This is a genomic window from Vibrio sp. OPT41, assembly GCF_015163595.1.
GTDB lineage: Bacteria > Pseudomonadota > Gammaproteobacteria > Enterobacterales > Vibrionaceae > Vibrio > Vibrio alginolyticus.
In genome coordinates this window covers 139,497-161,719 of record NZ_JADDYH010000038.1, presented here as the reverse complement: position 1 = coordinate 161,719, position 22,223 = coordinate 139,497, and the positions used below count along the sequence as shown (strand labels likewise).

23 protein-coding genes are annotated in these 22,223 nt (G+C 45.4%); 13 read left to right on the top strand and 10 right to left on the bottom strand.

The genetic code is table 11. From position 1 onward, the window contains the following. Positions 1-3: 3 nt before the first annotated feature. From IQP38_RS16885 to IQP38_RS16860, 6 genes are all read right to left on the bottom strand, one after another. Entirely contained in the window at positions 4-207 is a 204-nt protein-coding gene (locus IQP38_RS16885; protein ID WP_005374946.1) for a DUF1656 domain-containing protein, read from the bottom strand. Beyond that, the gene (locus tag IQP38_RS16880; protein ID WP_193837784.1) at positions 207-1,853 is read right to left on the bottom strand and encodes a TolC family protein; all 1,647 of its coding nucleotides are present in this window, start codon (positions 1,851-1,853) and stop codon (positions 207-209) included. Before IQP38_RS16880 ends, IQP38_RS16885 begins: the two co-directional genes overlap by 1 nt. Before the next feature lie 10 nt (positions 1,854-1,863). Then, positions 1,864-4,041, bottom strand: a complete 2,178-nt coding sequence (locus IQP38_RS16875; protein WP_193837783.1) for an FUSC family protein — start codon at positions 4,039-4,041, stop codon at positions 1,864-1,866. 388 nt (positions 4,042-4,429) lie between these two features. Beyond that, positions 4,430-5,299 carry a DMT family transporter gene (locus IQP38_RS16870; protein WP_065275499.1) on the bottom strand — a complete coding sequence of 290 codons (870 nt, stop codon included), beginning with the start codon at positions 5,297-5,299 and terminating at the stop codon, positions 4,430-4,432. 141 nt (positions 5,300-5,440) lie between these two features. Beyond that, on the bottom strand, positions 5,441-6,409 hold the full coding sequence (gene yidZ, locus IQP38_RS16865) for an HTH-type transcriptional regulator YidZ (protein ID WP_054579373.1): 969 nt from the start codon (positions 6,407-6,409) through the stop codon (positions 5,441-5,443). Continuing rightward, a complete protein-coding gene (locus tag IQP38_RS16860; protein ID WP_193837782.1) occupies positions 6,384-7,574 on the bottom strand; it encodes an MFS transporter in 1,191 nt (396 codons plus the stop codon). Before IQP38_RS16860 ends, yidZ begins: the two co-directional genes overlap by 26 nt. A 132-nt stretch (positions 7,575-7,706) precedes the next feature. Between IQP38_RS16860 and IQP38_RS16855 the strand changes: the two genes are divergently transcribed. From IQP38_RS16855 to IQP38_RS16845, 3 genes are all read left to right on the top strand, one after another. Then, positions 7,707-8,177, top strand: a complete 471-nt coding sequence (locus IQP38_RS16855; protein ID WP_033906687.1) for a GNAT family N-acetyltransferase — start codon at positions 7,707-7,709, stop codon at positions 8,175-8,177. Between the two features lie 118 nt (positions 8,178-8,295). Beyond that, positions 8,296-9,378, top strand: coding sequence for a type I restriction endonuclease (locus tag IQP38_RS16850; RefSeq protein WP_053303885.1), 1,083 nt, complete (start codon positions 8,296-8,298; stop codon positions 9,376-9,378). A gap of 184 nt (positions 9,379-9,562) precedes the next feature. Next, entirely contained in the window at positions 9,563-10,021 is a 459-nt protein-coding gene (locus tag IQP38_RS16845) for a GNAT family N-acetyltransferase (protein WP_005386911.1), read from the top strand. 34 nt (positions 10,022-10,055) lie between these two features. Here the strand turns inward: IQP38_RS16845 and IQP38_RS16840 are convergent, their stop codons facing one another. Continuing rightward, positions 10,056-10,568 (bottom strand): DUF2799 domain-containing protein, encoded by a 513-nt coding sequence (locus tag IQP38_RS16840; protein WP_005374970.1) that lies wholly within the window; start codon positions 10,566-10,568, stop codon positions 10,056-10,058. Positions 10,569-10,827: 259 nt separating this feature from the next. Between IQP38_RS16840 and IQP38_RS16835 the strand changes: the two genes are divergently transcribed. The 4 genes from IQP38_RS16835 to IQP38_RS16820 all read left to right on the top strand — a co-directional run bounded on the left by IQP38_RS16835 (position 10,828) and on the right by IQP38_RS16820 (position 14,811). After that, positions 10,828-11,538, top strand: a complete 711-nt coding sequence (locus IQP38_RS16835) for a response regulator (protein WP_193837781.1) — start codon at positions 10,828-10,830, stop codon at positions 11,536-11,538. After that, positions 11,538-12,980: a two-component system sensor histidine kinase CreC gene (gene creC, locus IQP38_RS16830; protein ID WP_193837844.1), complete on the top strand. Its 1,443-nt coding sequence runs from the start codon at positions 11,538-11,540 to the stop codon at positions 12,978-12,980. The genes IQP38_RS16835 and creC overlap by 1 nt, the downstream gene beginning before the upstream one ends. A gap of 75 nt (positions 12,981-13,055) precedes the next feature. Further along, a complete protein-coding gene (creD, locus tag IQP38_RS16825; RefSeq protein ID WP_193837780.1) occupies positions 13,056-14,396 on the top strand; it encodes a cell envelope integrity protein CreD in 1,341 nt (446 codons plus the stop codon). Then, positions 14,383-14,811 (top strand): DUF2809 domain-containing protein, encoded by a 429-nt coding sequence (locus IQP38_RS16820; RefSeq protein WP_193837779.1) that lies wholly within the window; start codon positions 14,383-14,385, stop codon positions 14,809-14,811. Before creD ends, IQP38_RS16820 begins: the two co-directional genes overlap by 14 nt. Before the next feature lie 507 nt (positions 14,812-15,318). Here IQP38_RS16820 and IQP38_RS16815 read toward each other — a convergent pair. Next, entirely contained in the window at positions 15,319-15,993 is a 675-nt protein-coding gene (locus IQP38_RS16815) for a fructose-6-phosphate aldolase (RefSeq protein ID WP_193837778.1), read from the bottom strand. Between the two features lie 258 nt (positions 15,994-16,251). Between IQP38_RS16815 and IQP38_RS16810 the strand changes: the two genes are divergently transcribed. Next, positions 16,252-17,193: a glycyl-radical enzyme activating protein gene (locus IQP38_RS16810; protein ID WP_158173242.1), complete on the top strand. Its 942-nt coding sequence runs from the start codon at positions 16,252-16,254 to the stop codon at positions 17,191-17,193. Between the two features lie 2 nt (positions 17,194-17,195). Continuing rightward, entirely contained in the window at positions 17,196-19,634 is a 2,439-nt protein-coding gene (locus tag IQP38_RS16805; protein ID WP_193837777.1) for a formate C-acetyltransferase/glycerol dehydratase family glycyl radical enzyme, read from the top strand. Between the two features lie 84 nt (positions 19,635-19,718). Here the strand turns inward: IQP38_RS16805 and IQP38_RS16800 are convergent, their stop codons facing one another. Beyond that, entirely contained in the window at positions 19,719-20,264 is a 546-nt protein-coding gene (locus tag IQP38_RS16800) for a TetR/AcrR family transcriptional regulator (protein ID WP_017634429.1), read from the bottom strand. 98 nt (positions 20,265-20,362) lie between these two features. On the opposite strand from IQP38_RS16800, the gene IQP38_RS16795 reads away from it, so the two are divergent. From IQP38_RS16795 to IQP38_RS16780, 4 genes are all read left to right on the top strand, one after another. Next, on the top strand, positions 20,363-20,836 hold the full coding sequence (locus tag IQP38_RS16795; RefSeq protein ID WP_005374998.1) for an HPP family protein: 474 nt from the start codon (positions 20,363-20,365) through the stop codon (positions 20,834-20,836). Between the two features lie 138 nt (positions 20,837-20,974). After that, positions 20,975-21,190 (top strand): TIGR02450 family Trp-rich protein, encoded by a 216-nt coding sequence (locus IQP38_RS16790; protein ID WP_005374999.1) that lies wholly within the window; start codon positions 20,975-20,977, stop codon positions 21,188-21,190. Positions 21,191-21,302: 112 nt separating this feature from the next. Further along, positions 21,303-21,680, top strand: a complete 378-nt coding sequence (locus IQP38_RS16785) for a PH domain-containing protein (RefSeq protein WP_005386881.1) — start codon at positions 21,303-21,305, stop codon at positions 21,678-21,680. A gap of 10 nt (positions 21,681-21,690) precedes the next feature. Next, positions 21,691-21,909: a DUF6500 family protein gene (locus tag IQP38_RS16780; RefSeq protein ID WP_005375001.1), complete on the top strand. Its 219-nt coding sequence runs from the start codon at positions 21,691-21,693 to the stop codon at positions 21,907-21,909. On the opposite strand, the gene IQP38_RS26490 is transcribed toward IQP38_RS16780, so the two are convergent. Beyond that, positions 21,906-22,193: a hypothetical protein gene (locus tag IQP38_RS26490; protein WP_005375002.1), complete on the bottom strand. Its 288-nt coding sequence runs from the start codon at positions 22,191-22,193 to the stop codon at positions 21,906-21,908. The genes IQP38_RS16780 and IQP38_RS26490 overlap by 4 nt on opposite strands. Positions 22,194-22,223 lie beyond the last annotated feature (30 nt).

Sequence of the window (22,223 nt, the reverse complement as noted above, 5' to 3'; positions counted from 1 at the left end):
CACCTAAAATTGAATATAAAAGCTGTCGATGGCCACCACATAACCGACCATGATGGCAATAAACGTCAGAGACGGAAAAGCGATGAAGCGAGACAAACGTGTCTTGTTCAATATCATCACCGTTATCCACGTGGCCGTGACGGCGAGAAAGAGCACGAGTAGCGTAGGAGAAAAGTAAACGTCTCCCCAAGAAAGTTCATGAGGCATTAGAGATCCTCCGTTTTGTTCTTATCGCCGTTTTCCGTCGGTGTTTCGATAGGCAAAGGCGGCAATACGCGGTTTTCTTCATTTAAATAACTTCCCCAGTCAGTGCGCTCTGTCATCTGCGTGGCAATCGATTCACTGATGAAAGGTTTGCCTGTTTGGGTTTGCCAGCCTCCACCGAGGGCTTTGTAGAGCGCGACAACTTGGTTCGCAACATTACCTTTGATCGTTGCGTAGCTGTCTTCTGCGCGGGTCATTTTTTCTACCGAGTTAAGCAGACGTTCGAATGAAATTTGTCCGTTTTCGTACTGTGTCATGGATATGTTGAACGCACGAATGGAAGAGTTGACCGATTGCAAGCGTAAATCTTTTTGCTGCAAATACAGTTCATATGCTTCGATTGCATTGGTGACTTCATTAACGGCTTGCAGTACCTTTTTGTTGTAGTTCGTCAGCGTTTCTTGGAAGCGAGCATCTTCGAAACGAATGTTATTTTTCACGCGTCCGTATTGGAAAATGTTCCAACTGAACGTTGGGCCAACCACCATGGTGAGCGAATCGCTAAAACTGAAACTGCTGCCATCGGGAACCGTACTGTCGATACCGATGGAACCGAACAACGAAAAGCTTGGGTACAGAGCGGTTTCTGCCACGCCAATCTGCGCACTTTGCGCGCGAGCTTGCATCTCAGAGACTTGCAAATCCGGACGTCGCATCACTAAGTTAGCATCCACTTGCGTATCCAAAAGCGGTGGACGTGGCACAATGGAGCGCTCGTCGGTGCCCGATAGCGCCGATTTTCTGCCCGTTGATTTGAACTGGGCTTCGTACTCAGCGATTTGCTTGTGCATCTCATCCGACTGTAGCAGTCCATCTACTTCTTCTGGTAACAGACCCAGTAGCAAAGCCAACACAGTACGTGATTGCTTCATTGCCACTTCGAGGCTCGGTAGCGCTGCTTTGGTGGTGTAGAGTTGGTTTTTAGCTTGTTGAACGTCCAATTCTGTAACGTTGCCAGAGTCGAACTGCACCTGTGTAATGCGGACGACACGCTCTTGAATCTCGATATTGCGGCGAGACAGCAAAATACGTTCTTGGAATGTGCGATAGTTGATGTAATTGCGCGCCACTTCGGCGGTTATGGTGACCATGATGTCGTGATACGATGCGATGGATGCGTAGTAACCCGCTTCTGCCGACTCAATTCCGCGAGCATACTTGCCCCAAACATCCATTTCCCAAGCAGCATCAAACGACAAAGTGGCGTTATTCACGCCCTGATCATTTACGTAGGCACGCGCTAGGTTTCCTGACACGGTTTGAACTTGTGGGTATTGCAAGCCAGTCGAAATACCAAGGAATGAACGTGCTTGAACAATTCGTAGCCCTGCGGCTTCTAAATCGAGGTTTTGTTTGCTCGCCAACTCAACCAGCTGATTAAGAGTTGAGTCATTAAATTGCTGCCACCATTGTTGTAGCTGTTGCTCTGATTGCTGCGTATCTTTGGCTGCTGCTTTTTGCACCGACCAGTCACTTGGCAGTGGCGCCTGCTTTGGATGAACATAATCTGGTCCTACCGTGGTACACGCACTGAGTCCGAGCAAAGAAAGTATGGCGAGGCTTGGTTTGGTTAGTTTTGGAAGCATCATATCCCCACCTTTAAAAACGCTTCTGTTGTAAGTTCACCCAATCGATATCCTCGTAGGTTTGCTTGCAATGCTTGATTGCTTCGAACACGTTCCGTTTTAAATTCAGCAAGATATAAAAACCGGCTATCTCTGAATAAGCGTAGTCAGATAAATCCAACTCACTAAAAAAATCTTCCAGTTTATCTTCGAATGTTTGGTAATCTTGACTGTATTGGTCGAATACGGAGTCGAGTTCTTGTGTTGCTTGATGGCTGGCTAAAGCGCCCGCCATCAAAGGAATGATGGAATCGCGGTGCTGTTGGCGAAGCTGAGTAATTAGTGGATTGGTCATCAACTTTTTCTCGGCGGCCATTAAGATGTTGATGTGATTACTGAGTACATCACACGCTTTGCTAAACGCGCCAATCGCTTCTGGCGTGGTTTTATCAAAGTGTTTGTGGTTGATTTTCGAACCCCAGACTTTGAGCTTTTTCGATGAGACATTGAGCGTCACCAAGTGTAAGGCCCGTTTGAGCGGCGTAATAACCGAGCTAGACTGCTGTTGATAGGTAGTGAACAGCTCTCGGGTATGTCGGAAGTAGCGTTCTTTTATGGTCAAAAAGAGGTGTTCTGGTCGTGAGCTAAACGGGAAGTAGTGCGCGAAAATAATCATGAACACCACCATGTAGAACAACAGCATGATCGTCATGAGGATCCCGAAGTGATAAAACATGTTGTTGTCTAAACCGAGAACAAACAAGCCAATCATATAGAAAATCGTCACTGGCCCGTTAAACAGATAAAAACCGATAAAGGTGTAGATAAAGATAAACAGGCCAAGCTCTAACCCGAGATCCAATTGCGGAAGAATGAAGACGTAAGAAGGCACCGCGAACAAGAAGCCGAAAGTGAAAAGCACTAGCAACAAAATCGGGTGCACAGGCACGAACGACAGCAAAGACATAAACATGGTCGAGAAGACCACGAACGAGTAGCCGCCTGGTGGATTGAAATAAATCCAAATCAGTCCTGCAACCCAATAAGTGACAAAGGTTTTGACCGCGGTTTTAAAGTTTTCTGCGTCCCACCATAGAAACTTGCCTTTCGGTTTCGGCAGCGGCACGTCAAAGGAGACATTGTTCGTCACAGAGTCAATACAGCTAATGCTCTCCGCTAAACGCGACAAGTTTTGATGCATCAGTTCCAATAGGTGACCAAGCGTAAGCGCAGAGCCTTTCTCTAGGTGCGCTGCGTTTTCTAGCAACGCTTGGTTGTATTTGACTTTGAATTCCTGAGCACGATAAGCGGGTTCTTTTTCGTCCCAGACTTGTTGGCAGGTATCAAATAGCGCGTCAATTTCCGCCACGGCTTGATCAAAGTTGCTGATGCTTTCACGGTCTTGCTGGTGGCTAAAGTGGCTGTGCGCCGCGACGGTCAATTGTTGCGTTACCTGCTTGTTCAAATGAACTGCCAAGCGCCACTCTTTCATGTAGGCCGACACGTCACTGCATTCCACACTGACCGTGGCAAAACGCTGTTCGAGCGCATTTTGAGCGGCAAACATCTGTTCGATGAGAGTGTCCACGCTAGGAGGTTGTGGCTCTTCCGTTTCTGGATTTTCTTCTCCGCCTTCTTGAGGAGAGATTTGCCCTGCCGATTTTTGCTCGAAATTTTGCAAGATAGCGGTGAACAACGCGCGTTGTGCTTGGTTGAGTTGTTCGATGAGCTGTCTTAGGTTTTGTTCTGTTTTGGTCGGGAATAAGAAAGTCCCCACGAGTGTGTAAACCACCACCCCAAACACCGTCATATAGGCGCGGTCAACGCCATAAAGGAACGCACCTTCTGCGTCACCGCCATTGGACATCATCAAAGTCATCACACCGGTCAGCATGAGTAGCGTAGGATCTTTTTGATAGGCATTACGGAAGTAAAAAATGAATGAGACCACAACCGACACGCTCAGCATGTACAACAAGCGGTCTTGAGCAAACAATCCCACCAGTAACAAGCCAACGACGGCGCCAACCAACGTACCAAACACGCGTAAGGTACCTTTGGCGAGTGATTCACGACGACTGCCTGTGGATGCAATCAGCATCACTGTGGTTGCGGCCGTCGATGCTTGCGGCCAACCCATGGCAAACGGGATCAGATAAGCCAGAGTCAGGCTAAGCGATACTTTAATAGCGAATTTTATTTTGTCGTTCATAGTGTCAAAGTTTGCTCAGGCTTATCGTTATAAGTTGATGAATTTCTTATATGAATAATCAGAATCTTGTTCTGAATAAATTCGGGGGGCGGAATATAGCGGGTGAAAAAGTGTGCTTTGTAAACCCTTTGTCAAAACAAAAAGTGCGTATTTGGCTTGATCTCGTGCTAGCCCTTGGCGTTATTGGCGAAACGCCTAAAACGAGCAAATTCGCGATCTGTGACGATTCTCATTTTTGAAACAAAATCGTTGCATTGTGTGAGCCAATTCTCACCTTATATTCTTCGCCTGGTACCAAAGCAGACCACTTGTACCATCTGCAATGAGCTTTACTGCTTTAAAAAGCATAGATGATGAATGGGTATTTGAGAGGGAAAGTTATTACTTTTTATCGGCTTGCCGATTGTTCGTTTGTTTTTTTGGATCGAGATAAAAAAACCAAAGCGATCCCACCAAGAATGATGCCGCTGGTTAAAAGAATATGCAGTGAAAGAGGCTCGTGGAGTACGATGCTGCCGAGTAGCAAAGCAATGGCTGGCACGGAAAGTTGGCTGACGGCGGCTTGAAGTAAAGAGAGCTTACGCACGACTTGGTACCAAAGTGTATAACCAAGGCCAGAGGCAATGGCACCAGATGCGATAGCGAGCAACATTCCGCTCAAAGAAAGTTGGATTGAGGACAAGATTAATGGCGAAAGGAGCACGCCAATTATTGATGCAGCGATGAATCCCCACGTGATGCCACTACTTGGAGAAGGCGCTTGTTTACCGAGCGCAGTAAACGCAGCCCAACAAACGCCAGAAATCAACATAAGAAGTGCAGAGCTAATATCGGGGCGAGTGGCAGATGGCAACATCAACCAAACAAATCCAACAATTGAAAGACCGATACCGATGATTTCGAGAAACTGAAAACGCTCACCTTGCAACCAATAGATCGCCAGTAATGTAAGTTGCACGGCACCAAACAAAAGCAAAGCACCGGTTCCTGTCGCCAGTTGTAAGTACGCGAAAGAGAAAAGGGCAGCGTAACCAAATAACGCCACGCCAGCAAAAAAGCGAAAGCGAGAAGTTGGCCGATCGGTTTTCCACTGACCTCTCACGACAAGCATTGCGATTAAGGTAATCGCGCCAGATATCAATCGAACGAGAGTGAAGCTTCCTGCATCAATTAACCCTTCGGCCAAGGCAAGTCGGCACAATAATGAATTGGCGGCGAACGCCAGCATTGCAATAGCAGTGAGTAAAAAGGTCGACATCCTTGGCCCTTAGCGTGTAAATGAACAGCTAGTGTAGATCCAAAAGAACATTTTTATTAGTTGATAAAGTGATTAGTTATAGCTATCAGAGCAAGAAAGTCATTAAAAATAACCAGAGAAAACCTGACCTTAGCCCAAGTGTTACTGTGGTTGGGAAGGTTGTTTGTACAATGACTTAATGGTGTTTTTCAACCATAGCAATTTTGGATTGTACGCATTTCGTTTATGCCAAATCATGGTAAATGGAATCAGTAACTTGTCTTGTTGAGCTTGGTCTAATGGAATTGGCAAGCACACCAAATCGAGATGCAGCTTTTCTGTGTAACTTTTGCAATAGTGCGGCGCGGTGGTGATCATGTCATGCGTCGGCTGCGCTGCCATAAAAAGAGATTGCTCAAAGTTGGACATCGTCAGCCCGATAGAGCGCTGTAGCCCTAGTTCCGTTAATACTTCATCCAACGCCCAAGTTTCACTTTTTTCCCAAACAATATTGATGTGTTGGTAGCTCAGAAAGGTCTCGAGATTCCACTCTTGCTGTAATGCCGGATGATCTTTATGTAAATACACCATCGGCAGGTCATAAAATAGAATCTCAAAATCCAAGAAATAAGGCAGAAGATCCAACGACTCTTTCGATCTAGGGTGACTTTCTCGGCCGGTAAAACCGATATCCGCCTCGCCCCGAATGATGGCGTCGAGTGAATCGTAATCCCAGTTACTGGTTTTTACTTTCGCTTCAGGGTATCGCTGGTGGATAGCGACGATGAGTCTGTCCAGCACTGTGAGCACTAATGGCGACTCAATCGTGATATCAAAACGCACTCCTTTAGGCGTAATATCGCTGCGTTTTTCTGCAATCTGGCTGCCAATTTGCAGCCATTCTGCAAGATCTTGCTCCATGCTTTGCGCCAAAGGCGTTGGCGCAAGACCTTTAGGTGTTTTGACAAACAAAGGATCATCGAACCAATGACGAAGTTTGTTGAGCGACTTACTTACGGTAGAGGGCGTAACGTTCAGCTTTTTCGAGGTTTTCGAGACGCTTTGCTCTTGCAACAATAATTGCAGAGTGAACAGTAAGTTTAAATCAAGTCGCGCTAGGGATTTCTTCATAATGGGTATCGTGAACAGGCTTTGGAATCAATAGTATTAGAGCAAGGCTGATTACGCTACCTAGCACTAAGATAAACACCAACATATTCAGTGCAGTAACGCCGATGAAACCCATAAACCAAATATAGAACGCGGAACTACAAACTTGAGCAATGCCCAGTAACGAGCTTGCCACGCCAGCTTGTTGAGAGAATGGGCTGAGCGCTTGGCTCATGGCCACGCCAAAGCCACAAGCGAAGCCTGCGCAAATCAGCCCAAGTCCGAACACATAGTAAAAAGGTTGTCCATCATGGAAATGGGCTGCACTGAGCACGATGGCTGAACAAACGAGCAATACTTGAGAGCTCATCATTAAGGTTCGCTGCTTGAAAATCCCCAATGCCAATGGCGCCGAGAACGAAATCAACATACTGATCGTCGCAGTCCCCGCCATGATGGAAGAATAGCCACCGCGATCAAAACCAAGCATACTCATCACAACAATTGGTGAAGCGTTAACAAAGGTCAGGATGGTGGTCACTCCAAGTGCAGTAATGATCAGCCTACTGATAAAAAATCGCTCGAAGAACGTCTCTTGATGGCTCTCTGGCGTTGTCTGTTCTTCACCTTGTTGGCTGGGTAGTGATTCCTTGAGAACAAAAATGGCCAATACACTGACGAGAATGCCCATTCCTGCCATCGTGGTAAACAAACTCGGCCAAGGAAATTTCAGCATAATCAAGTGACCAATCACGGGTGCGATCACTGGAATGATACAGGTGATGCCATTGAGCATCGACAATACTTTCGCGCGGCGTTCATCGTCTAACGTGTCGCGTAAAATCGCGAATGCGACGACATAGCAAGATCCAGCCCCGATGCCTTGGCAAAAGCGAGCAATCAAGAAAGTGTTTGGTTGCTCAGCCATCCCGCCGAGAAAAGACGCGAGCACGAAGATCATCGCGCCGACGACGGCAACAGGCTTTCGTCCCACAGAGTCTGCAATTTTCCCCGCGAATAACATGGTGGTAGCCATGCCAGCTAAATAGATCGAAAACGCAATATGCAACTGAGACTCACTGGCGTTGAAATCTGACGCAATTTGAGGCAAACCAACAAGATACAAATCAATGGCAGTAGGGTAGAGTAAAACGAGTGCAAAACTACAAAGTAAAAAACGGGACATGGAAACCTCTCTATCGAATGGCGAGGATAATAGAGTGCTAAACGTTTGCCTGCGAGTGGGAAATACGACACTAGGTATTTCTATTTACGACATACCCTGTATGAATTGAGCATAAAAACAACAAGGAAGATTATGATTACTATTGAAAAGTATTCGCCTGAGCGACATGAACAAACTTGCGAACTTAGCGTGCTAGAAGAGCAATCGCAGTTTACGGTCGCGGATGTGGGTGAAATGCTTACGCGTCTTGAACCTACAGAACTTCCGCATCTGATTTTGACAGACGATGATGTGGTTGGCTTTTTTCTATTTGATGCAGCTTACAGTGAGAAATACGATTTTTGCCCGGAAAACAGTTTAGGCGTGCGGGCTTTGCTGGTGGATCACCGTCATCAAGGCAAAGGCATCGCCAAGCAAGCCATTCAACAGTTTGCCGATTTCGCCAAACGCCATTATCCCGAGTTTGATGCGCTTTATCTCACTGTGAATTGCCGCAACATACCTGCTTATCAGTGCTATTTAAAATCAGGGTTTGAAGATACCAATGAGCTTTACCACGGAGGCCCAGTTGGACCGCAGCACATTATGAGGCAGCCGCTTTAAGTTCGCTGTTGGGTAAGTGTTTGCATATGGCATTCAAACTTTTAACTACACAACATTTTAAGATACCAGTGTCATATAAACTTTAAGTGTTTAAATGAACAATATGATGGAGTGTATTATGGATTTTATAGAACGAGTTCAAGCTCTTTCCAAAAAAATTCCCCAAGTATCAGCGAGTTTAGCTACAGAAGAAGCAACAAAAAACGCATTAGTAATGCCATTTTTGCACTCTGTATTAGGTTATGATGTCTTTAATCCAAATGAGGTTATCCCTGAGTTTACTGCTGACATTGCTACGAAGAAGGGAGAAAAAGTAGATTACGCGCTCATTAAAGATGGGGTTGTACAAATTCTTATCGAGTGTAAAAAATTTGGTGAGCCATTGGCCACTAAACATGCTAATCAATTGTTTCGGTATTTTTCAGTAACCAATGCACGTATTGCGATTTTAACTAATGGATCTGAATATCAGTTTTTTACGGACTTAGACGCTCCAAATAAAATGGATGAAAAGCCGTTTTTGACTTTGGATCTTGCCAATCTTGATGAGCACGTAATTCCCGAAGTGAAAAAGCTTACAAAGTCTTCTTTTGATGTTGAGTCTGTAGTTGATGCTGCCGGTGAACTCAAGTACCTCAATCAAATTAAAAAAGCACTTCATGAACAGTTTCAGAACCCTGAAGAGGAGTTTGTAAAATTCTTTACTTCAAAAGTGTACGATGGCGTCCAAACCGCAAAAGTCAAAGCACAGTTCATGGATATTACAACGAAGGCCCTAAAACAATTCTTGAACGACAGCATTAATGCTCGATTGAAATCTGCAATTGGTGGAGATGATAAAGCACCGATCAAGGTAGACGATAGCGTTAACACCTTTGAAGAATCCGTCGAACCTGCTCAAGATAAACCCAAAGTTCAAACGACAGATGAAGAGATCGAGGGTTTTAATGTAGTTAAGGCGATATTGCGACAACAAGTTGATGTACAGCGAGTGTGCGCCCGTGATACGCAAAGTTATTTTGGTATCCTGCTTGATGACAACAATCGGAAGCCATTATGTCGCCTTTGGTTCAATACCAAACAAAAGTACATTGGCCTCTTTGATGAAGCTAAAACAGAAACCCGCCATCCAATCGACTCGATTGACGATATTTTCAAATTTAGTGAGCAGTTACAAAGTACGCCAGAACTTTACGAATAGGCTTACATAGAAATGCAAATGAAGCTCCAACACATGATGTTTTGATATCTGTGCTGGGGCTTTTCTATTATTCAATCGCCTTAGTTTTGTACAAACCTAGGTATCTTTGAGTTTTGGGATGGACATTTAATTTTAAAACATATACTTAAGGTGACTTAGATAGTTAAAAGCCAAGGATGGAAAGATGAGGATTGAAATCGACAATTTAGAACGGCCGCAAGTGATAGCGCTGTTGGAAGGACATTTACAGGACATGTACGCCACGTCACCACCAGAAAGCGTGCATGCGTTAGATTTAGATAAGCTCAAAGCGCCAGAAGTGACGTTTTGGACCGGATGGAAAGGTGAGCAACTGCTTGGGTGTGCGGCGATTAAAGAGTTGGATGACCAACACGCGGAGCTGAAATCCATGCGCACCACGCCTACGGCAAGAAACCAAGGTGTGGCATCTCAATTATTGATTCATGTGATTGAGCAAGCGAAGCAAAAAGGTTTGCAGCGCTTGAGTTTAGAAACGGGCTCGATGGAGTTTTTTAAACCAGCGCGCCTGTTGTATGAAAAGCATGGCTTTGTGTACTGCGAGCCGTTCGGGGATTACGAACTCGATCCGAACAGTCAATTCATGACCCTAGAACTGAGCTAGGGCCATGAATTTTTAGAAGCTAAATCCAATCGATTTAGAAATTCAGATTCAAGTTGATGGTTGGCGATAGGAGGCTTGAACGCTCGTCAGCCAATCGCTTTCTCTTCTCTTTCAGTCTCTTGGCATTATCTTTGTCTGGATTGCCATCAAGCTGATTATCGATGACCGAGATTTCAGTATCGATTTGTTGGATGCGTTGCTGGCGTTGATATTCTTGATGACCCAACTGGTAGTTCTCAATAAACTCTTTGCTGCTGCATACACCGTAATATTCTTTGCCTTCGATACCGACAGTGTACCCATTGTCTGGTGAGCAATATTGGATAGTGCCTTTATCAAAGCCTTCTTTCCATTTCGCTCGGTCGGGTGTCACACCCGCTTCACCACAGTCTTCGGTATAGCTATTGATAATGTTTGGATCGTTGCCGTCTCGGCCATCTTGATAACCTACGTTGTACCAGTTTGCCGTTTTGCACTCATCCGGAGACATGCTGGCGCAACCTGAGAGCAAAGTCAGTAAAGCCAGGGGGATTAGCGCTCTTTTCATCAGTGACTGTCCTTTAAATAAAATCGAATTGATAACTTGAGTTTAAAATGAACGCTGTTCATATCAATGGTTGAAATCATTGTATTCACAATTGTGGTGACTCATTAATCTAAGTGATAAATTTATTATGCTGAATAGAAGTGTGTTTGATTAGTATTATCCACGAACTGCGCCTTTGCTGCATCAATCCACTAGCCTTGGCCCCAAATTAAGTGATAATACCAACATAAAGATAAACACCGTCAATGAGGCTAAGACATTGAGCGAACAACCCACCGTCCTTATTATCGAGGATGAATCTGCTATCGCAGAGAACCTGATTCATGTATTAGAGATGGATGGCTACCACGCAGAGTGGTTGGCAACAGCAGGAGAGGGCTTAGCTTTTTTGCAGCACAACTCCGCAGCGTTACTTGTCTTAGACGTAGGCTTACCGGATGGCAATGGTTTTGAATTATGCAAAATCATCCGTGAGTTTTCTGATATTCCCATTATCTTTCTCACCGCAAGAAGCGATGAAATTGACCGCGTAGTGGGCTTGGAGATTGGTGCAGATGATTACGTGACTAAGCCATTTAGCCCGCGAGAAATGCTGGCGCGCATTAAACTTAGAATCAAAGCTAAAGCGCCAATGATGGAGCACAAACCGGAGCCTGTAGCTGTTCCAGAACAACCTCCATTGAACCATGATTTAGTTGCGCAGAACTTCGACTACGGTGTTGGCGGGCAAATGCTTGGGCTGACCGCGGTGGAGTTCAAAATCCTCGATAAACTGATTTCTGTCTCTTCCAATGTATTGAGCCGAGAGCAACTTATGGTCGCTGCTGACATGGCGCCGGAAGCTGCATACGAGCGTAATATCGATACCCACATCAAAGCCATTCGCCATAAGTTGAAGCCGTTTGAGATGTCTGAACGCATCTGTACCAAACGTGGCTTTGGTTACTTTTACTGCATTAAAGGTGAATGATGAATCGCTGGCCGAAGATCCCGCTTGGACTCAGACTGTTTTTTCTCTACTTCATCTTAGTCGGGATGACGGCTTACATGGTGAGCAAAACGGTCGTCCTAGAACTCAAGCCAACCGTGCGTCAAACCACTGAAGAGACGCTGGTGGATATGGCGAACTTGCTCGCGGTATTGGCAGAAGAAGATGTTGCGAACGGAAAGTTGTCTGAGAGTCGCTTCTCCAAACTACTAGCGGCTTATGGGCAGCGAGAACCCCAAGCGCGCATTTGGGAAATTGGCAAAAAAGCGATTAACCATCGAATTTACATCACCGATAAACAAGGCATTGTGATTGCGGATTCTTGGCAGCAAGACGTAGGCAAAGACTACTCGCAATGGAACGATGTGTATCTCACGTTGCGTGGTCAATACGGCGCGCGCAGTACCATCGAAGACCCGAAAGATCCGCTCTCAACCGTTATGCATGTTGCTGCGCCCATTTACCACAAAGGCGAAATCATTGGCAGCGTGACGGTGGCAAAATCCAATCGCTCCGTACAGCCCTTCATCGATCTTTCTAAACGCAATGTGCTGTTTTGGATGGTATGGATGAGTGGTTTAGTGCTATTGGCAGGGGCATTGTTTGCTTGGCGAATTCACTCGGCACTGAACAAGCTAGAAGACTACGCGACCAAAATGGGTGAGGGTGAAAAGGTCTCTAAGCCGACATTTCGTATCTTTTATGAGTACGGCACGCTAAGCGACGCATTAGAGAAAATGCGCAATCAGCTCGATGGTAAACAATATGTGGAAGAGTACGTACAGACGCTGACTCATGAGCTGAAAAGCCCGTTATCAGCGATTAAAGGCGCGAGTGAAATATTGCAAATGCCGTTGCCTGAAGAAAAGGTCGCGCGCTTTGCTGGCAACATTGAGCGAGAAAGCGACCGCATGCAGTCATTGATTGATAAGTTGCTAGAACTTGCTCGTCTTGAAAAGCGCCCTGAGCTAGAACAAGTCGAAGCTATCTCGCTAAAACAAATGGTCAATGAAGTGCTTGAATCGGCGGATGCGCGCTTGAGTGCTAAGTCGGTGATTGCCAACATCCAAATTGATGACCACCAAGCCGTGCTTGGTGATGCCTTCTTACTGAAACAAGCCGTTTTTAACCTGATGGACAATGCGCTGGATTTTGTTGATTCAGAGGGATGCATTGAATGGAAAGCTGAGGTCACGAAAGAGAAGGTATGCTTGTCGATTTTCAATTCAGGTCCTCACATTCCTGACTATGCGATGCCTCGTTTGACCGAGCGCTTTTATTCCCTCGCTCGGGAAAATGGCGTTAAGAGCACTGGGCTCGGGCTTAATTTTGTTGAGCAAGTGATCAAGCTGCACAAAGGTCAGTTGCAAGTCGAAAACGTCGATTCTGGCGTGAAAGTGACCCTGATTTTACCAACTCCATAGAAACTCCACATTAGCTCCATTCGTTCTCCAAATTGCTGATTTAGATTACTCCCATCAGCAAATGGAGAATGAAACATGAAAAAGATCCTCAATAACCAACTCGGCACGAAGTTCGCCTTCGTGCTGTTTTTGTTTGTCTTATTGCAAATCCCGCTTTCAATGGTCACAGGGCTGATCTCAGAGCGCTCATATCGCCAAGATGAAGTCAGAAACGACATCGCACGCAGCAGCAGCGGCGAGCAGCGCATCATTGGTCCATTCATCATGGTTAACTACACCGAAACCAGTTACCGAGATGACAAAGTACAGATTAAAGAGCGTCGTAAATTTCTTTTACCTAGCACTTTTGATATGAGCGCGAATCTGGACAGTTTTGAAAAGTACCGAGGCATATACCGTGCGCGTTTATACAAAGCACAAGTGGCACTGAAAGGCACTTTCGATGCAGACGATCTCGCGGCGTTGCAGGGGCTTGATATTGACAACATGAGCCTAGTGGTTGGCATTGAAGATAGCCGCGGATTAATTCGTTTGGATGACATGACCATGGAGAGTGCTAACATCGAAGTCGCACCGGGAACGGGGTTAAATCAGTTACCACAAGGCTTCCACAGTGATCTGACACTTGCAGACCTAAACCCAGCACAACCTTTGGCTTTCGATCTTAACTTCTTGCTACAAGGGATGGGACAGCTTCAAGTCACACCAATTGGCAGTCAAACAACGGTTGAACTCTCTTCAACTTGGGCGCATCCAAGCTTTATCGGTGATTACTTACCGGTGTCATCAGAAGTATCTGAAGATGGATTTAACGCACAGTGGGCGAGCAACAACTTCTCTACCAATATTGCGCAGCTGTTCCAAAGCTGTTTGTCATCGAATCACGCTTGTCACGAGCTTGAACAGCGACAAATGGGCGTAGATTTGATTGATCCCGTGGACCACTATTTGAAATCTCACCGAGCTGTGAACTATTCACTGTTGGTTATCACATTAGTATTTGCGAGTTTCTTCTTACTGGAGCTGTTCCAAGCGCGTCCGGTTCACCCAGTACAATACGGCTTTATTGGTCTGGCTTTAGCGCTTTTCTATCTATTGCTGATTTCGATGAGTGAACACCTCGGCTTTAACTGGGCATATGTGGTGTCAGCAGTCGCATCGACGGGGCTTTTAAGTGTTTACGTGAGCGGTATGTTGAGCAACACCAAACACGGCGCGATCTTCGGAGCGTGTTTGCTCACTCTCTACGGATTACTGTTTGGCTTGCTACAAGCAGAAAGCTACGCATTGGTCATGGGGGCATTACTGTGTTTCGCGATTTTGAGTTTCACTATGGTCATTACACGCAACATCGACTGGTACGCACGAAATAAGAAAGCGGAAGAAAGTGCAAAGGCGAATCATGAAGACGTTTAAGCGAGAAACTCTCACTGGTCAGCCAAGTGATATGGTGGAAGAGACATCCGCTATCCACCTGCGATTTTCTGCAAAAAATGGACTGAAAAGTTTGGTGTGTTTTATCGCATTGGTCGTTATCGCACTCTATGTTCGAGACAGCTTTATTCGTCCGACATTTGGTGATGTTCTCGTTGTAGTTTGGCTCTACTACTTTCTTGCAAGTATGTTCTCTATGCCCGTTAACTGGCTGGTTTCATTGGTGGTGTTGATTGCGTTTGCCGTCGAGTTGGGGCAATTGCTTCAGGTCGCAGCTTGGCTTGGTATCGAACCTTCATCGCCTCTGGCAGTGATTTTGGGCGCCACATTTGATTGGAAAGATCTGCTGGCTTACTGCATCGGAGGTCTACTGTGTTGGTGGATAGAAAAGAAATGAAGACCGAGATGAAAGCCATTGTGCTGCCAGACCGATTCCGCAATTCCAAACGAGGTATTCGTAAAAGGATCAAAATCAGTTTACTCAAGCGCGTGTACCTTTGGTCACTGACCAACAGAGAACTGCTGTAAACATCGCCTCTTTATATGAAAGACACAAGGGAATCTTAAACTCACCGGCGCACAGGGTGAGTTAAGACTCCCTTTATTAATAGGGTCTATTGAGCTTTCAAGCTGATTTTTGCAGCTATTTGTGGGTAATTTATATGAGGCAGAGACATTTGAAATGTAGTTGGTGTAACTGATAAGCCGGTAATGAAGTATAAATGAACCACAAACGCTACCCGAAGGGTTCGGCTAAAAGCGTTTTACTCTTTGTTGAGAGGTAATTGCTTAGAATGACTAGGCGGCAAACCTCTCGCCGCGATTAAAACGCTTTTATCTCGAACAAAATTTAACCGTGAAAGTTCAATAGACCCTAACTAAGACATCTCGCTGCTACTTTTAATTAGCTTTCAAATGAAAGTTTATCGCCGAACGCCTCTTTCCAGTCTTTATCGAACTGTTCAACCGCAGGTTTTACTGCTGGGTGAGCGAACATTTGTGCCGCCACATCGGTTGGTAATGTAATGGCTTCGATACCCAGTTTCATCACCTCCATCGCTTGTTGAGTGTTCTTGAAGCTGGCTGCCAAAATCTTCGCTGGTAGTTGGTTTTGATCGAGCAACAATTGAAGATCCGCGACCACTTCAACACCGTTGCCGTTCATCGCATCAATGCGGTTTACGTAAGGTGCTAGGTAGTCAGCACCGCACAGTGCCGCTAGGAAACCTTGTTGAGCTGAATAGATAGCGGTAGCAAGAACCTGAATTCCCTCTTTTTTCATTAGCTTAATTGCAGCTAAGCCTGTTTCTGTTGCTGGCACTTTTACCACCATATCGTAAGGCAATTCATTCAGTTGGCGCGCTTCTGCCAGCATACCTTCGACGGTTGAACTCACGACTTGAGCGTGAAAGCGAGGTGTACCGCCAAGTGCTTCTTGCATGCCTGCTAGGGTTTCATTCAGTCCCTGTTTTGACTTCGCCAAAATGCTTGGGTTTGTCGTCACGCCTTTTAGCGGTAGGCATTGGTTAAAGCGTTTTACTTCTGCCACATCAGCAGTATCTAAATAAAGTTCAATCATGGTTTCTACCTTAAACAAAATCTTCGTTTTGATGATGGGATCACTATAGATCTGACAATCGAACGAGATCTTGATTTTGATCAATTGAAATTTCATTTGAAACTATAATAATTTCATTAAATGAAAGTTAAGTGAAACTTGTAAATGCTCAAATGAAGCTTTCAGTTCGAACAAAGAAAAGCCGTTCATAAGACTTAACCAGCACAAAAAGAAACGAATTAAGTAAAAGCGGTAGCACAGACCAAGAGGCAAGCAGAGATGTATTTCAATATTCAACGATTCTCTACCCATGATGGCGATGGCATTCGTTCCATTCTTTTTCTTAAAGGATGCAGCTTGTCTTGCCCTTGGTGTCAAAACCCAGAAAGCCGCAGCGAAAAGCATTCACTGCTTTTTGATCAGCGAAGCTGCATGGAAGATTGCCAGCTGTGCGTTTCTGCTTATCAAGCTACAACTCAAACCACGGCGGGTAGTGAAACGGTGAGCGATGGTATTCAACGTATCGACAACCAGATCATCATCAATCGCAAAGCCATCAAAGAAGACCAACTGATCGCGCTGCGAGACGTCTGTCCTACGCAAGCACTGACTGTCTGCGGTGAAGAGGCGAAATCAGACATGTTGTTCGACACCTTAATGAAAGACAAACCTTTCTATGACCAAAGCCAAGGTGGCGTGACATTCTCCGGTGGTGAGCCACTCATGCAAGCGGATTTGGTGGCAGAACTCGCACAGCGTCTGCATGACAACCAAGTCTCGACTGCGATTGAATCGTGCATGCATGTGCCGTGGAAGAACGTCGAAAAAGCCGCGCCGCATATCGATTGTTGGTTGGCGGATTTAAAACACACCGATGAAGAAAAGTTTCTTAGCTGGGCGAAAGGTTCACTAAAACGCATCAAAGACAATTTCCGAAAACTGGCACCTATCGCGAAACGCATTGTGATTCGCGTTCCAGTGGTGCCGGGGTTCAATGACACCATCGAAGAGTTGAAAGACATCATCGATTTTGCGGCTTCACTAGAAAGCTGCCAAGAACTTCACTTGCTGCCGTACCACACGCTCGGCATCAATAAATACCGCTTGCTCGATATGCCTTACGAGTGTTCTGACAAGCCATTAAACAAACCAGAACTGCTAGAAAGCGCCATGCAATACGCAAGCGAAAACACCCAACTTAACGTGATTGTAAGAGGTTAACTATGGACCTGAATTACCTTCCTGAGCGTATCAAAGCGCACAAATCGGCACTGGTAAATATCGTAACGCCACCTGTCTGTACCGAGCGTGCAGAGGCATACACTCGTGCTTATCAAGCAAACGAAGACAAACCTGTGATTGTCCAACGTGCGCTAGCACTGCAAGAGCACTTACGCACTCGTACGATTTGGATTAAACACGATGAATTGATCGTCGGTAACCAAGCGAGCAAAGTGCGCGCTGCGCCTATGTTCCCAGAATACACTGTACGTTGGATTGAAGCGGAAATTGATGAGCTAGCCGACCGACCAGGTGCTGGCTTTGCTGTCACCGAAGAAGATAAACAAAGCATCCACAGTATCACGCCGTACTGGCGCGGTAAAACCGTTCAAGACCGTTGTTATGGCTTGTTCACTGATGAGCAGCAAGAAATCTTAGCCAGCACCATCATTAAAGCCGAAGGCAACATGACTTCGGGTGACGCGCACCTTGCGGTGGACAACGAGAAAATCTTGAAGCTAGGCATGAACGGTTTGTTAGAGGATGTTCGTCAGCACCGTGCTAACAATGATGTTTCGACCTTTGAAGGCTTGAAGAAAGAGCAGTTCTACAAATCGGTCGAAATCGTACTGCTTGCGATTCAAGATCACATAGTGAGCTACGCTGAATTGGCGTCAAAAATGGCGCTAGAAGAGACACGCCCGCTGCGCAAAGCTGAGTTAGAAAGCATTGCGGCAAACTGTCGTCATGTCGCGAGCCACGCACCAGAAAACTTCTGGCAAGCACTGCAGTTGAGCTATTTCGTTCAGTTGATGCTACAAATCGAATCGAATGGTCACTCGGTTTCTTTCGGTCGTATGGACCAATTCCTCAACGAGTTTTATGTTCGTGATATCGAAAACGGCGCGATTGAAAAAGACTTTGCACTAGAGCTTTTACAAAGCTGTTGGTTGAAGTTGCTTGAAGTTAACAAGATTCGCTCTGGTGCGCACTCTAAAGCCTCCGCAGGTTCTCCGCTGTATCAAAACGTGTGTATCGGCGGTCAGAAGTTGAATGAAAAGGGTGAGCCTGAAGATGCAGTGAATCCACTTTCTTGGGTGATTTTGGAATCTTGTGGTCAGTTACGTTCGACGCAACCTAACTTGAGTGTGCGTTACCATGAAGGTTTAAACCAAGAGTTCTTAATGGGCTGTATTGAAGTGATTAAATGCGGATTTGGTATGCCAGCGTTCAACAACGATGAGATTGTTATTCCTGAATTCATCAAGCTTGGTGTAGAGAAAGAAGACGCTTACAACTACGCATCTATCGGCTGTATCGAGACCGCAGTTCCGGGCAAATGGGGTTACCGTTGTACGGGCATGAGCTTCATTAACTTCGCCCGTATCTTGCTAGCTTCATTGAACGAAGGTGTGGATGCAACAACGGGTAAAGCTTTCTTGCCACACGATAAGTCATTAGCAAAAGGCAACTTTGAGAACTTTGAGCAAGTGACCGCTTCTTGGGCAGAGCAAATCCGCTACTACACCCGTAAATCGATTGAGATTGATACTGTAGTCGACAGCGTACTTGAACAGCAAGCTCAAGACATTTTCTGTTCAACGCTGGTGGATGACTGTTTGGCTCGCGGTAAAACCGTGAAAGAAGGTGGCGCGAAATACGATTGGGTATCTGGTTTGCAAGTCGGTATCGCGAACTTGGGTAACAGCCTAGCTGCCATCAAGCACCTTGTTTTCGATGATGCGCAAATCACTCAGCCCCTTATCTCACAACAACAGCTAGCAAAAGCATTGGCAGAAGATTTCGATGGCATGGAGAACGAACAGCTTCGCCAACGTCTTATCAACTTTGCACCAAAATACGGTAACGATGATGACGCGGTAGACCAACTATTGGCAGACGCTTACCAAGTGTACATTGATGAGCTAGAGCAGTTCGTTAATACGCGTCATGGGCGTGGTCCAATTGGCGGCGGTTACTACGCAGGTACATCAAGTATCTCGGCAAACGTCCCATTCGGTGCTTCAACCATGGCAACGCCAGATGGTCGTAAAGCGAAAACGCCATTGGCAGAAGGTGCAAGCCCATCATCTGGCTCAGACCGTTTAGGTCCAACGGCAGTGTACAACTCGGTTGGTAAGATTCAAGCGAATAAGATCCTTGGTGGCGTGCTGCTTAACCAGAAGTTAAGCCCGGCAGCAGTTGAGTCTGAAGGGGACAAGCTCAAGCTTTCTATGTTGATTCGCACCTTCTTCAACCACCACAAAGGCTGGCATGTTCAGTACAACATCGTCTCTCGCGAGACCTTGCTAGCAGCGAAGAAGAACCCTGAACAATATCGTGATCTGGTTGTGCGAGTTGCAGGCTACTCAGCCTTCTTCACCGCGCTATCACCAGATGCTCAAGACGATATCATTGCTCGTACCGAGCACGAGCTGTAAGTACACTCACTAACTAAAACGAAAGGCACCGATTGGTGCCTTTGGTTTGAATACTTAATCCGCAAATGACTATACCTGAACGCATTAAAGCTTGTGCAAAATGGTCACGCATTTCTTCGTGACGTTGTCGTATTCTTTCGTCATGTAAGCGGTAGTGATCGCGCCCTCTTTCATGAAGCAAATGGCATCGAGTAATGAAGCGTTGTCTGATTTGAGATAGCGTTGAATTAGCTCTCTGACTTGCTGCTTATGGTAGCGGCAATACGTTGCGATCTCGCCACTGTCGTCACTGAATTCCGCGGACGTATTGATGAAAAAGCAACCGCGAAACTCGCCCAACTTTTCTTCAGAGCCATGAAACCAGCCGTTGAGTGCTGTAAATAACTGATCGATCACTTCCGCGCACGTTTGTGCTGAAGAAAGCTTTTCCTCCAACCATTCCATAAATATTTCGTGGCGTTGTTCTAATGCGGAGATGATAAGTGCTTCTTTGCTCTCAAAATGGTTATATAGCGTGCGTTTAGCCACGCCGGAAACATTGAGGACTTCATTGATGCCAATAGAGTTGATGCCTTGTTTATAAAACAGTGACAAAGCTGTGTCGATCAATAACTGTTTCTTTTTGTTCATAACTATGTCCTCAAAAAGTTCCATAAACACATATTGACAAAGGTAGACAGATTTGTCTATTTTATTTTGTAGACAATTCGGTCTACTTTGAGGTGTTTATGAATAATTTAATTTTATCGTTGGTTGCCGGGCTTGGCGCTACGTTGGCTATTGGCGTATTGTCCTACGCTGAGGTATCACTGACGGAGGTTGTACTCCTGATGGCACCATTTGGTGCTACCGCAGTACTGGTGTTTGGGGTGCCTAGCAGCCCTCTCGCTCAACCAAAAAACGTGATCATTGGTCACTTCATCACGGCATCTATCGGTATTGCGTTTAGCCAGTATGTTGACGTCACGCCGGTCACGCTCGCGATTGCGACGGGGCTAGGTGTGTCTGCGATGCTGATTACGAAGACCACTCATCCACCTGCGGGGGCAAATCCAATTTTGATCATGGCGTCTGGGCAGGGATGGAGTTTTCTCTTCACGCCTGTCCTGATTGGCGCGGTAGTGATTGTTCTGGTCGGTAAAGGGCTACAGTTGCTCCAAAGTCAGTACTTAAACCCTCGATTGAATGGTCAGAAGACCTAGTCGGGTTGTAGTTAGGGCCGCGAAAGGGAGTGATCTCTTTTGCGGTTTTATCTTTTGTCGGTTTGCAAAAACAAAATCTGATTCTCTCTTGGTATTCAGTCGTATACATCAACATGGTAGTTAAATTGGTACAATGCGATGAACAGAATCCACCCTAAGAAACTATTGCACAGTAAATGGACGGCTATTTCACCTAAAAACAAAGAGAAGCATTTTGTCGTGACGGAAATGGAACTAGATGAAGATGGTAACGTTGTGAGATGTGTCATCGAGGCAGTCATGAGTAAACGCGACCGAGAGATGAACTGGCAAGACCTAAAAGACTCTGAGCAATGGATGCAAGGGTGGAAGTGAGTGACGCTTTGTTGTTGGGCGAATCAAGCAGAAACGTGCGTTGCGAGTAGGCAAAAGTGGTGCTATCTGATACGTTGATAATTCGTTCTAACGCCCACTCAAAGGATTAATTATGATTGATTTCGACAATTCCTCTGTATTTAAGCTTAAGCCGATTGACGTTTCTAATGCCAGAGAAGACTTCCTTAAGTTCTTGATTGATGGTGAGACTATTTTCGCTGCTTTTAAAACAGTTCGTGACCAAGTGGTGTTTACGAACAAGCGAGTGATAGCGGCAAATGTGCAAGGGATTACCGGCTCAAAAGTGGATTACACTTCTTTGCCTTACAGTAAGATCAATGCATTTTCTATCGAGACCTCTGGTACTTTTGATTTGGATTGTGAAATCGAGTTCTTCATGAGTGAGGTTGGAAGAGTGCGTTTTGAAATTAAAGGCTCGTTTGATTTGATTTCTTTCAACCGTATGGTTAGTGAGTATGTACTAGGTTAAGGGATTAGAAATGAGAGCTTCGCTGAGAGACAAAATTATAGAGGTCTGTGACAAAAAGATCGCGAGTAAAGGTGAATTGGTTGGTCTCTCATTTTATGCGTTTTTCGCTAATAAAAATGACGACCCAGAGCTGTTGATGGAAGCGGCTACGTGGTGGATTCAGACTCATCAGCTCGACCACTTCGAAAAAGCAGTAAAAGTAAAATCAATGGTCGAGTCGGGGAGCTAAATTAAAAAAAAGAAGTAAAGAAAGCAGACAAATGCTAATAACGTTGCGGACAAAACAGGGTAGATAATGTAAGAGTCCTGCTTGTTGGTTCGTTGAAAACATAGCGAAACAAGTAAGACGTTATAAACTACAAGTAACAAGCTGATCATGGTTCCGCTGTTTAATGTCATACTTGATAGCTGAGTTAAGAAAAACGCCAATAAAAGGTAATCGAAGACAATGAGCCATAAAAAGGCTTTCTTCAGTAAGTCGCTTTTTCTTTTTTCGGATGATGTTATGTGCATATAGAACTCAACTAAAAAGTCACAGTAACA